The 12,772-nt window shown below is 52.4% G+C and carries 10 protein-coding genes; 9 read left to right on the forward strand and 1 reads right to left on the reverse strand.

From position 1 onward, the window contains the following. Nucleotides 1-74 precede the first annotated feature (74 nt). From AC0YOA_RS30650 to AC0YOA_RS30685, 8 genes are all read left to right on the forward strand, one after another. Nucleotides 75-857 (forward strand): phytanoyl-CoA dioxygenase family protein, encoded by a 783-nt coding sequence (locus AC0YOA_RS30650; RefSeq protein ID WP_210037366.1) that lies wholly within the window; start codon nucleotides 75-77, stop codon nucleotides 855-857. A gap of 220 nt (nucleotides 858-1,077) precedes the next feature. Continuing rightward, entirely contained in the window at nucleotides 1,078-2,067 is a 990-nt protein-coding gene (locus AC0YOA_RS30655) for a Gfo/Idh/MocA family protein (protein WP_475789853.1), read from the forward strand. Between the two features lie 60 nt (nucleotides 2,068-2,127). Further along, on the forward strand, nucleotides 2,128-3,060 hold the full coding sequence (locus tag AC0YOA_RS30660; RefSeq protein WP_475769303.1) for an aldo/keto reductase: 933 nt from the start codon (nucleotides 2,128-2,130) through the stop codon (nucleotides 3,058-3,060). Further along, complete coding sequence (locus AC0YOA_RS30665; RefSeq protein WP_475789854.1) at nucleotides 3,036-3,848, forward strand: alpha/beta hydrolase; 813 nt, start codon at nucleotides 3,036-3,038, stop codon at nucleotides 3,846-3,848. The genes AC0YOA_RS30660 and AC0YOA_RS30665 overlap by 25 nt, the downstream gene beginning before the upstream one ends. 202 nt (nucleotides 3,849-4,050) lie before the next feature. Continuing rightward, nucleotides 4,051-5,808: an ABC transporter ATP-binding protein gene (locus tag AC0YOA_RS30670; protein WP_475769305.1), complete on the forward strand. Its 1,758-nt coding sequence runs from the start codon at nucleotides 4,051-4,053 to the stop codon at nucleotides 5,806-5,808. Next, complete coding sequence (locus AC0YOA_RS30675) at nucleotides 5,789-7,609, forward strand: ABC transporter ATP-binding protein (protein WP_475769306.1); 1,821 nt, start codon at nucleotides 5,789-5,791, stop codon at nucleotides 7,607-7,609. The genes AC0YOA_RS30670 and AC0YOA_RS30675 overlap by 20 nt, the downstream gene beginning before the upstream one ends. Nucleotides 7,610-7,787: 178 nt before the next feature. Then, entirely contained in the window at nucleotides 7,788-8,780 is a 993-nt protein-coding gene (locus AC0YOA_RS30680) for an aldose epimerase family protein (RefSeq protein WP_475789855.1), read from the forward strand. Between the two features lie 385 nt (nucleotides 8,781-9,165). Beyond that, nucleotides 9,166-10,665 carry an IMP dehydrogenase gene (locus AC0YOA_RS30685; RefSeq protein WP_475789856.1) on the forward strand — a complete coding sequence of 500 codons (1,500 nt, stop codon included), beginning with the start codon at nucleotides 9,166-9,168 and terminating at the stop codon, nucleotides 10,663-10,665. Between the two features lie 100 nt (nucleotides 10,666-10,765). Here AC0YOA_RS30685 and AC0YOA_RS30690 read toward each other — a convergent pair whose 3' ends face one another. Further along, entirely contained in the window at nucleotides 10,766-11,659 is an 894-nt protein-coding gene (locus AC0YOA_RS30690) for an AraC family transcriptional regulator (protein ID WP_475789857.1), read from the reverse strand. 203 nt (nucleotides 11,660-11,862) lie between these two features. Here AC0YOA_RS30690 and AC0YOA_RS30695 point away from each other — a divergent pair, with 203 nt between their 5' ends. Next, the gene (locus AC0YOA_RS30695) at nucleotides 11,863-12,744 is read left to right on the forward strand and encodes a sugar phosphate isomerase/epimerase family protein (RefSeq protein ID WP_475789858.1); all 882 of its coding nucleotides are present in this window, start codon (nucleotides 11,863-11,865) and stop codon (nucleotides 12,742-12,744) included. Nucleotides 12,745-12,772 lie beyond the last annotated feature (28 nt).

The following is a 12,772-nucleotide window of genomic DNA, read 5'->3' on the forward strand; positions in this document are numbered from 1 at the left end:
CCAAGATTATGGTTCTATAATAGCTTAAATTAAGAGTAAGACAAATAACTTTCGAAGCAAAGGGAGACGAGCGCATGTTAAAAAAGAAAATCAGGCTGACGGAGGATCAAATCAAATTTTACCGGGACAATGGTTTCGTTCAGGTTGACAATATGCTGTCCCGCAAAGAGCTGAATGAGCTGCGCGAGCACCTGAACGAGGCGATGGGCCAAAAGACGGGAAATTCGGTGCAGACGGCTCAGAAGGAAGGGGCTTATTTCAAAGTCTTGAATCAGCGTGTAAACACCTGGCGCGATCATGGCGGCATGGCCCGGTTCGTGCTCTCGGAGCGTTTTGCCGACGCTGCCAAGCAGCTTACAGGCGCGAGCGGCATTCGGCTGTTCCATGACCATGCTCTGTTCAAAATGCCTCAGGATTCCAAACCGACTCCCTGGCATCAGGATGCCCCATACTGGCCCATGAATGAGCAGACCGGCTTGTCGATTTGGATTGCACTTGACGATGTGGATGAAAATAACGGTTGTATGATGTTCGTTCCGAAGTCGCAAAAGATCAAAAACCTCAAGCATGTGGACCTGGTTTCGCCGCATGATATTTTTGAAGACTCGGGCGCATCGGAAGTGGACCGCAACACGGCGGCCATCGTCCGGATGAAAGCAGGCAGCTGCACCTTTCATAACGGCCTCACCTTCCATTATGCCCATGCGAATCAAACGGATCAGCCGCGCCGCGCTCTGGCCATTATCTATATGGAAGATGGAACAACCTACAGCGGGGCCCGCCATGTCTGCACGGACGGACAATCGCTTGCGCCGGGAGACCCGCTGCGGGGAGGATTATTTCCGAAGCTTGCGTAAGCGCTCTCTTTCTCCGAAAATACAGAAGCCCTGTTCGTTCCAAGGAACGATAACGGGCTTTTTTTCGTTGATAATGCTGTAGATTTAAGACCTTTCCCGGTTGTTCGTGACGAGAATGAAAGCGCTAATCTTATATATTCAGAAGTAGTTTTATATTTCCACGCCGGAGGAATTGGTCTATACTAGGGGCAAATCCATTAAGGCAGGTGTAAACGTATACATGACTACAAAAAAACTTAGATGGGGTATTCTTGGAACGGCCGGAATCGCGAAACGTTCGGTCATTCCCGGGATCCAGCAATCGCAGACCGGCGAAGCGGCGGCTATTGCCAGCCGCAACCTGGAGAAATCCCGGGAAACAGCAGCGCAGCTTAATATTCCGACCGCCTACGGCAGCTATGAGGATCTATTATCGGATGGCAGCATTGACGCCATTTATATACCGCTTCCGAATCATCTCCATATGGAATGGTCCATTCGGGCGATGGAAGCAGGCAAGCATGTACTCTGCGAGAAACCGATTGCGTTGAATGCCGAAGAAGCGCAGAGAATGGCAGACACAGCAAGCCGGACAGGCGTGCATCTGGCCGAAGCCTTCATGTACCGCCATCATCCGCGTTATGAACGGCTCAAAGAAATTATCGACTCCGGAGAAATAGGCGACGTCCGCGGCATTCATGCTGCATTTACCTTCAATAATGCCGGGGACAAGGGCAATGTCCGCTACCGCAGGGAATGGGGAGGCGGATCGCTTTACGATATCGGCTGCTATCCCATCAGCGTGGCACGTCTGATTCTGGGAGCGGAACCGGAAGCCGCAACTGTGCATGCCTTGATTTCACCCGAGCACGATGAAGTCGATATGATGGCTTCCGGTCTCCTGGAGTTCCCCGGCAGTGTAGCGCTGACATTTAACAGCGGCATGTGGGCCGCTTTCCGGAATCCTCTTGAAATTCTGGGATCAGACGGCTGGATTGAAGTGCCGGGGGCCTTTGTGGGGGATCAGCACTTCATCGTTCATACGAAGGACGGAGTGCGCGAAGAGAAGCCGCAGGAGCTGAATGCGTTCGCGCTGGAAATCGACGATTTTGCCCGCACCGTATGGGGCGAGCAGACGGCCCGGTTCAAGCCGGATGATGCGGTTGCCAATATGAAAGTGCTGGATGCCTGCCTGAAATCGGCCTATTCGCGCGAGCGCGTGCTAATTTAATATTAATTCATCTTAATAAATTTTAATAAATCATGTATAATAGAGGAGGATGTTTACCAGATGAAAAAAATCGACCTGCCCGGACTTAAGCAAGGCGTGACCCAGTTGATCATGGGATCGGATTATTTTGCACCGGATGTTTATGAACTTGTCAGCACGAATCTTGATGCGTTTACTGCAATTGGCGGCAACACGATTGACACGGCTTATGGCTACTCCGGAGGCAAGAGCGAGCAGGCTATAGGCATGTGGGTGGAGGAGCGCGGCAACCGCGACCAGATCAATATCTGGACGAAGGGCGCGCATCCGAACAAGGATGGCCCGCGGGTGAACAAAGCGGCGATTCATGAAGAGCTGATGATCAGCCTGGAGCGTCTGCGCACGGATTATGTCGACCTGTATGCGCTTCACCGCGATGATCCGAACATTCCTGTCGGGCATATTATTGAGGCGTTGAACGAGCATGTGGAAGCGGGACGGATTCTGGCGTTCGGCGGGTCCAACTGGACGACGGCCAGACTGGATGAAGCGAACCGTTATGCGGCTGAACACGGCCTGCGGGGCTTCGAATTCAGCAGTCCGAACCTCAGTCTGGCCAAAGCGCAGGAAGCGTATTGGAAGGATTGCATCAGCGTTGACGAAGAAATGCTGGCCTGGCATGAACGCGGCGGAATGCCGCTGTTCTCCTGGTCTTCGCAAGCCAGAGGCTTCTTCACGGGCCGATTTACGCCGGAGGATCGTTCTGATGCCGACCTGGTGCGCGTATTTTATAATGATGACAACTGGAAACGTTACTACCGTGCCGAAGAGCTTGGAAGGAAGAAAGGCTTCTCTACGATTCAAATCGCGCTTGCCTACGTGCTGAATCAATCATTCGCGACGGGCGCCATCGTGGGTCCGCGAAATGAAGCAGAGCTTAAATCCTGTTTGGAGGCAACGACTATCTCTCTGACACTGGAGGAAGTGAAGTGGCTGGATCTGAGAACGAATTAATCGAGCTTTGGCCCGGAGGCGCTCCACGCGCCGAGGGTAGTACGGAAGAAGACCGTCCGGCGCTTACCACCTATCTGGTGGAAGGCAAGGGAAGCGGCGCAGTCATTGTGGTTCCGGGCGGCGGATATGGCATGCGGGCCAATCATGAAGGTGAACCGATCGCTTTGTGGCTTAACTCCATTGGCATTTCGGCTTTCGTTCTGCGTTACCGCGTAGCGCCTTACCGTTACCCAAGCGCACTCACGGATATACAGCGGGCTGTCCGTTATGTCAGGCATCGTGCTTCCGAATGGGGAATTGATAAGGGCAAGATCGGCGTACTCGGTTTCTCGGCCGGGGGACATCTCACGGCAACGGCTGGAACCCTGTTCGACCGGGGAGAAGCCGATGCGGATGATCCGGTGGATCGGCAATCCAGCAGACCGGATCTGCTCGTATTGTGTTATCCGGTTATCACGATGCAGCCGCCGTATTCCAACGAAGGATCGAAGAAAAATTTGCTCGGTTCCGAGCCGGAAGAGCATCTGGTCCAATTGATGAGCATGGAACAGCAAGTGACAGAGGATACGCCGCCAACCTTCCTGTGGCATACCTCCGACGATGCCGGTGTTCCCGTGGAAAACTCGCTGATGTTCGCTTCGGCTCTCAGCCGCGCCGGTGTACCGTTTGATCTGCATGTGTATGAGCATGGACGGCATGGTCTGGGACTTGCCGAGGAAGATAAGCACGTCGCCTCATGGACCTCCGTGTGCGAGCTGTGGCTCAAGCGATACGAATTTCATAAATAAAGCTAGCATCCCCTTTCCTGAAAGCCAACCGGATGAATACATCCGGAAGCTTTCAGGATGGGGATTTTCTGCCTGCATGCAAAAAGACAAATGGTTTTTCAGCTTGACTAGAGAGCGCTCTACAGCGCAAGCATTAAACGTTTTATTCGGCATTCAGTATGGTTAATAGGAATGTACGTCTTTTCGGGGGTGTGATTTTCTTTTGAAGCCGCAACGGTTGCTGTTTAACTATATTCGGACGAATTGGGGTTTGTATGCAATTGCCGTCGCCTCTATCATGACAGGAAACATTATTCAGTCGTTTTATCCCAAAATCATCGGAAATTTCACGGATCAGCTGAAGCTTGGAGATATTACCCGTACTGCTATTATCGATTACAGCTTGCTGCTGCTGGGTGTCGGGTTAAGCTTTGGCCTGCTGGCGGGCATTGGACAATATATGATTATGCGGCTTGGGCGCCGCTTTGAATTCTATACCCGGAACCGCTTGTTCGTTCATTTCATGACGCTCAGCGAAAGCTATTATTCCAAGCACGGAGTCGGCAAATGGCTGAGCTACGTCATCAACGATGTGACGGCCGTTCGGGAATCGATCTCCATGGGGATCAATCAGACAACGAATGCGACGATGCTCATTATTTCGGCCATTTTTATGATGCTGATCAGTGACATTCCGTATTATCTGATTCTCGCCTGTGTGCTTCCCCTGCTCATTATTCCCTGGATTGTAACCCGTTTCGGTCCCGTCATCCGGGGCCGCTCGCTCAAGGTTCAGGAGTCCCTGGGCAAAATGACCGAGTCGGCGGAGGAGCAGTTCGGCGGGATCCGTGTGACGAAGAAATTTGCGGTGGAGCCGATTATGATCGCCCGTTTCGCTCAAACGGTGGACAATATCCGCGATAATCAGCTGCATCTTGTACGGGTATCCTCGCTGTTTCAGGCGCTTATTCCGTTTCTGGGCGCGCTGTCGTTTATTGTGACGATCATGTACGGCGGGTACTTGACGATTAACAACACGATTTCATTGGGGAGCTTCGTCGCATTGACGCTGTACATCCGGATGATGGTGAACCCGCTGCAGCAAATCGGCAACGTGATCAACACGATGCAGCGCTCGAGGGCATCCTTGACACGCATCAACGATCTGCTTTCCGTAGAATCGGAAATCCAGGATGCGATCGATGCGAAGTCAGCGGATTTGAGGCATACGGGAGTCGCTATCCGGCATCTCTCCTACACTTATCCGGGGGCATCCAAAGAAACGCTGCATGATATCGACCTTAAGGTGGAGCCGGGCAAGACGCTGGGCATTATCGGGAAGACGGGGAGCGGCAAGACGACCCTGATGAAGCTGCTTCTGCGGGTCTACGATTCGCCGGAGGGTACGATTCTCTTTGACGACATGGATATTCACGAACTGACGATTGAGAGCCTGCGCAGCCAGATTGCTTATGTACCGCAGGACGGGTTCCTGTTCAGTACGACCATTCGCGATAATATCGCGTTCTTCCGCCGGGAATCCGGATTTGAGCATGTCGAGAAGGCAGCCAAGCAAGCCCAGATCTATGACAGCATCGCAGCGTTTCCTGATAAATTCGAGACCAAGCTGGGCGAACGGGGCATCACGCTGTCCGGCGGTCAGCGGCAGCGCACGAGCCTGGCCAGGGGAATTATCAAAAATGCGCCGCTGCTCATACTGGACGACAGCGTAAGCGCGGTGGATGCGGTGACGGAGACGAGTATTGTAAATTCCATCCGCAAGGAACGCAAAAGCAAAACCACCATCCTGATTGCGCACCGGATCAGTGCGATCAAGCATGCGGATGAAATCGTCGTGCTGAGCGAAGGACGGATTGTCCAGCGGGGTACGCACCAGGAATTATTGAAGCAGCAGGGCCTGTACGCTGAGCTGTATACCATTCAGGAGGAGGGAAGCCGGCATGTCGACCATATCCGTTAAACAGGAGCGGCAGAAAGCATCTCCCCGGGATGAAGCTAAAAATGAGCAAATAGGAAAAACGGGCTTCCGCGCCTTGTATGCCTATGTGAAACCGCATCGCCTTGCTTTTTCCCTGATGTTTATATGCACGCTGCTGGCGATTGCGGCTGATCTGTTTCAGCCTTATTTAATGAAGATTGCCATTGATGATCATTTGATGGTCGGCAAAACCGATTACGGGACCTTGGTCATGATCGGCGGCATTTATTTTGCCCTGTCGATCGGAGGCCTGGTATTCACTTATTTGCAGAATAATCTGCTGCAGTTTGCAGGCCAAAGCATCGTCGCCCGCATTCGCAAGGAGCTGTTCGAGCATATTTCCAGGCTGTCCATCCCGTTCTTCGACCGTACACCGGCGGGGAGCCTGATCACCCATGTGTCGAGCGACACAGAAACCTTGAATCAATTCTTCACTCAGGTCGTGCTGAGCGTCTTCCGCGATGGCCTGACCTTGATCTTCATACTGGTGTTGATGTACCAACTGGATGTCGAGCTTACGCTGTACTGCATGATTTTGCTGCCGATTATCGCTTTCATCGCCATAGCGTTCCGCTCTTATATGCGCAAGACATACCAGCTGTCCAGAACACAGCTCTCCAGGCTGGTTGCTTTTGTGGCGGAGAATCTGGCCGGTATGGGCATCATCCAGGCATTTCACCAGGAGAAGGAGCAGGGCAAACAGTTTACCGGCCGCAACGAGTCGTACCTGAAAGCGAATTTGCGGGAAATCCGCACCAATGTGCTGTTTAACCGGTCCTTCGATATTTTGGGCAATATCTCGATTGCCTTCGTTACGTGGCTCGGCGGGATGGCTGTTTTTGATCATAAAATCGAGTTCGGCGTGCTGTATGCGTTTATTACGTATATCCGCCAGTTCTTTCAACCGATCAACGCGATAACGCAGCAGTGGAATACGCTGCAATCCACATCGGTTGCCGTCAACCGGATCTGGACGATTTTCTCCATTTCCCCTGAAGTCAAAGACAGCAAAAGAGTAACCGACGTAAGCCTGGCGGATGTCAAAGGCCGCATCGATTTCAACCGGATCACCTTCGGCTACAAGCAGGACACACCTGTTATCCGCGACCTGGATCTTCATATCACGCCAGGCGAAATGATCGGAATCGTCGGAACGACGGGTGCCGGTAAAAGTACGCTGATCAGCCTGCTCTGCCGGTTTTATGACACGCAAGAGGGCAGTGTGCTGATCGACGGAACGGATATCCGGGACATTCCGCAGGAGAAGCTTCACCGGATCGTCGGACTTGTCCAGCAGGAGCCGTATCTGTATTCCGGAAGCATCGTCGACAATGTGCGCATGTTTGACGAATCGATTTCCCGGGAAGAGGTTATCGAGGCCTGCAAGTTTGTTGGTGCGGAGCAGCTGATTTCCGAGAAAAAAGAAGGCTACGACACGCGGCTGTCGGAGCGGGGAAGCGGGCTTTCCGCAGGGGAGCGGCAGCTGATCTCGTTCGCGCGCATCATTGTGTTCAAGCCGAAGGTGCTGATTCTGGATGAAGCGACGGCGAATCTGGATTCGCAAACCGAGCAGCTGATCCAATCCGCTCTGGAGGCTGTGTCCGAGGGACGCACCACGCTGGTTATCGCGCATCGGCTCTCCACCATCATGCATGCGGACCGGATTCTGGTTATGCGCGATGGCGAGGTTGTGGAGGAAGGCACCCACGAGCAGCTGCTCAGCCGTAAAGGATATTACGAGGAGCTGTACCTGCATTCGCAGGGGAAACAGATTACGGCATAGCGGGCGGATTAGCCGCGCCGCCAAACGAATGGCGACAGCCGTTTCTTCTTGCGGGACTAGGTAACCACAAAAGGCAGCCTTCTCCACAGGCTGCCTTTGTGGTACTCTTATTGATATATAATGAAGTAATAATTGGTCTGGCATTCATTATTCATATTAAAGGAGCGATTAATTACACATGAGCGAAGCAGCTGCATACAAGGGTGAATATCAAGGCGAGAAAGCAGTATGGCTGAAGAGCGGAAGCTATGAAGCGGCAATCCTGCCGGAAATCGGCGGGAATCTGATTGCTTTTCGCGATACAGCAAACGGTTACAACTTCCTTCACGAGCCTACAGCGGACGAGATGGAATCGTTTAAGGCAAGGCCGATTATCCATGGCATTCCGGTGCTGTTTCCGCCGAACAGGTTCGAAGACGGCAAGTTCCCTTGGAATGGCAAGACCTATACCTTCCCTGTCAATGAAGAGAAGACCGGCAATCATCTGCATGGCTTCGTACATAGCGAGAACTGGGATGTGGAGGAGTTCGGGCAAATCGGACAAGAGAGCTTCGTCACCGTAGCGCTTAAGGTAGATGAGCAGCATGCGGTGTACAAATTCCTGCCTCATCTGTTTACCATCAAGCTCAAGTATACGCTAAGCTCTGCCGGTTTATCGCAGCATATCCTGATCCGCAATGACGGAGCGGATGTGATGCCATGCCTGTTCGCCTTCCATACGGCAGTGAACGCTCCATTCGCGCCTGGAAGCTCGGCGGCCGATTACCGGGTGAAGCTAACGATCGGAAGCCGCTGGGAGATGAGCGAGCGGATGCTGCCTACGGGTCAATTTCTGCCGCTGACTGCGGAGGAAGAGCAGCTCAAGGGCGAAGGCGTTTATCCATTCTTCACGGAATTGGACAATCACTACACGGCGGTGCCGCAGAACGGGCGCAACCGGATGGAGCTCACCGATACGAAGCTTGGCCGCACCTTGGTCTATGATGTGGGAACCTCTTATAAGCAGTGGATGATCTGGAACAACTTCGCGACCGAAGGCTTCTTCTGTCCGGAGCCGCAGATTAATCTGGTCAATGCGCCGAATGTCGATCTTCCCGCGGACGAAATCGGTTTGTTCAGTCTGGCTTCGGGCGAGATCTGGGAGGAAACCGGAAGACTATATCTGAAGTAGTTAGAAGTAGTTATATAATGTGAAAAAATCCGCTTATTCAGCAGGCAGACGGGCATCAAGCCGCCGTTGGTCCTGCTGCGATAAGCGGTTTTTTTGATATATAAGAAGGCATAAAATTCCACCATACTTTGCTTATATTTCTGTGGGAAGAAACTTGCCGCGCCGCCAAAGGACGCCGACAGCCGTTTCTTCTTGATATATCGGCAAGTATAAGAATTCCTCCCTGCTTTGCTTCTATTCTTTAGCGAAGAAACTTACTTGCCCGTCAAAGGACGGCGAAGCCGTTTCTTCTTCAATAAATCCTGTTTATTAACTATTGACCTCCGGTTAAGCAAGGTGTATGATTCTAAAAATTAACTAAAAATAGATGAGGAGTGGGAAGAGAGTGGCTTTCTATTATACTGAACCGTCCCGGACGTTCAATGAGTTCTTGTTAATCCCCAATTTGACGACAAAGGACTGCACGCCGGCCAATGTCGAGCTCAAGACGCCAATCACCAAATTCAATAAAGGCGAACAACCTGATATTTCTCTCAACATACCGTTCTCATCCGCGGTCATGCAGTCGGTTTCGGACCATAATATGGCGATTGCATTGGCGCGCTGCGGCGGTATTTCCTTTATCTTTGGTTCCCAATCCGTTGAGGATCAGGCAGCCATGGTACGAAAAGTCAAGGAATACAAGGCGGGCTTCGTTGTCAGCCGCTCCAACCTGACACCCGAGCATACGCTCAAGGATGTGCTGGAACTGAAGGAGAAAACCGGTCATTCGACCGTAGCGATCACCGGCGACGGTACGCCAAACGGAAAGCTGCTTGGCATCGTGACCAGCAGAGATTACCGGATAAGCCGCGATACATTGGACAAGCGCATCCAGGATTTCATGACGCCCTTCTCGTCGCTTATTTACGGCAAGTCCAGCTTGACCTTGCCTGAAGCCAATGATTTGATCTGGGAGCATAAACTGAACTGTCTGCCCATCGTGGATGAGCAGCAGAATCTGTGTTACCTCGTGTTCCGCAAGGATTACGATGCGCATAAAGGCAATCCGCTGGAGCTGCTCGATGGCAACAAAAGCTATATCGTCGGGGCAGGCATCAATTCGAAGGATTATGAAGAAAGGGTGCCGGCACTGGTCGCTGCTGGAGTCGATATTCTCGTTATTGACGCTTCGGACGGGTACAGCGAATGGCAGCGCGACACGCTGCAATACGTCAAATCGAATTTCAATGTCAAGATTGGCGCAGGGAATGTCGTTGACCGTGAAGGCTTCCTCTATCTGGTGGAATCCGGCGCGGACTTTGTCAAAGTCGGGATCGGCGGCGGCGCCATCTGCATTACCCGCGAACAAAAAGGGATCGGACGCGGTCAGGCATCGGCGCTGATCGAGGTCGCGGAAGCAAGAGAAGAGTACTATAAGGAAACGGGCATCTACGTGCCGATCTGTTCCGACGGCGGGATTGTACACGATTATCACATCACGCTTGCGTTGGCTATGGGCGCCGATTTTGTCATGATGGGCAGATACTTTGCCCGGTTTGACGAGAGCCCGACCAAGAAGCTTATGATCGGCAACAACTTTGTTAAAGAGTTCTGGGGAGAAGGCTCCAATCGGGCGCGGAACTGGCAGCGGTACGATACCGGAGGCAAGCAGGGCCTAGTATTCGAAGAAGGCGTCGATTCCTACGTGCCATACGCCGGGGGGCTGCAGGAAAACCTGGACAAGACGATCAGCAAGATCAAATCAACGATGTCCAACTGCGGTACGAAGTCGATCGCAGAGATGCAGCAGAATGCCAGAATCACGCTCGTATCGGCAACCAGTCTGGTCGAGGGCGGCGCGCACGATGTTATTATGAAGGAAAGCAGCTTGTCGGGGGAATAAGGAATAAGAAGCAATAGCATAATCGGAATATGAGCCGGTTTCTTCTGCCATTGGGCAGGGGGAACCGGCTTTATTGCGTCTGTCAGCTCATGTGCTTGGGTCAGCTGCGGGAGAGCAGGATTGCGGTGCTGGCGCTGTGAAGAGCGGCTCTTTTTTTTCGGATATCGGAGGGAGTGCCGTCCTTGAACTTCCTGAACACGCGGCCGAAATAGGTCATGTTCGAGAAACCGACCCTGTCGGCAATTTCAGTTATGGAAGCATCAGTCTCCAGCAGCAGACGCTCGGCCTCCTGGATCCGCAGCAGATGAATATATTCAATAAGCGTCTTGCCTGTCATTTGCTTGAAAACATTGCAAAAGTAATTCGGGCTGAGGTTGACCATCCGGGCGGCTTCCTGGACAGTTATCGGTTCATGGTAGCGCTCGCGCAGCGTCTGGAGCAGCCCGGAGAAGTCCGGCGTATTCGGAAGGCGCGGAGATTTTAACGTCTCGAACTGCTGCGCATAACGAAAATACTGCCCGAAAATCCGCAGCAGCTCGGCTTTGACCAGGAGCTCGTAGCCGGGCTGCTTGCCTTTGAATTCGCCCACCAATCTGGAGAAAGACTCATTGATGCCCTCCATAAGCGGTTCCGTTCTGCGGATAATTCCCGGCCACTTCAGATGCTGGTTCAAATAGGGCTGAAAATAATGATGCTCGGTAATATCCAGACCGCTCCCCCGCACCAAAGCTTCATTAAAAACAATGCAGATCAGCTCGGTATCCGGACCCAGAACAACAGCGCTGTGCAGCTGCCTGGAGTTGACGAATGCCAGCTCCCCCTGCTGGAGCGTTTCGAAGTCGGCATCGATCTGGATGCGGGCTTTGCCTTCCTTGACAAAAATCCACTCGATATGGTCATGCCAATGCAGACCGATTCCTCTCACGAAAAAAACATTGATGGGAAACGTCTGATCGGGAATCCAGGTATGTTCCTTGTGAGGGCTGACGGTCATAAACGCGGTCTCTCCTCTGCGGGATGAAAAGTAGGTTCATACAATTTTCTTATTATAATCGCTATTTACGAAAATGTCGACGCTGTCATTTCCATAAATATCGTAAGATCGTATGATTGAAACGCAATTTCATTCATAGCTTGCTCTCCGCTCTTTAGGTAAGATAAGGGAAGATCATATTTGTAAAACCTTAGGAGGGTACAATGAAACAAATTCGAATCGGTACACTTGTCGGCGGTGGCGACGCGGTGCGCGTTCTGCCCCAAATTATTCCACATGGCTTTGAATCCTTCTCGCTGACCTTCTGGCAATCCACCAAGGATGCGGATCTGATGGAGCTGTCGAAGCGCGTTAAAGAAATAACGGCAGAGCATGATATCGTCATCTCAAGCTTGGGCATATTCGGGAATCCACTCACCGGAGCGGGCGATAATGCAGATACATTAGCGAGTTGGGAGAGACTGATCGATCATGCCGAGGCCTTCGGCACCAATCTGGTCGCCGGCTTTACCGGGCGGATGCCGGGCTCGATCGATGAATCGCTGCCGCGCTTCGGCGAGGTGTTCGGCGAATTATCGCGCCGTGGCGAGGCCAAGGGCGTGAAGCTTGCTTTTGAAAACTGCGATATGGGCGGGACGTGGAAAAATGGCGACTGGAATATTGCACATAATCCGACGGCGTGGGAGATGATGTTCAATGCCGTGCCGGCGGCCAACATCGGCCTGCAGTGGGAGCCAACCCACCAGATGGTCAGCCTGATCGATCCCATTCCGCAGCTGCGCAAATGGGTGGATAAAATCTTCAACGTGCATGGCAAGGATGCCACCATTGCCTGGGATATCGTTCGCGAATACGGCATTCATGGACCGAAGGAATTCGTATGGCACCGCACGCCCGGCTTTGGCGATACGAACTGGACGGATATTATTACGATTTTGCGCCAGGCGGGCTACGAAGGAAGCATCGATATCGAAGGCTGGCATGATCCGGTTTACCGGGGCGAGCTGGAGATGACGGGGCAGGTGCACGGCCTTAATTATTTGAAAAAATGCCGCGGCGGCGATTTTATTCCTAATCCTGAGTAACCTGCACGATTTCGTGGATCGACTGTGC

It is taken from the genome of Paenibacillus sp. JT22N12, assembly GCF_056269365.1.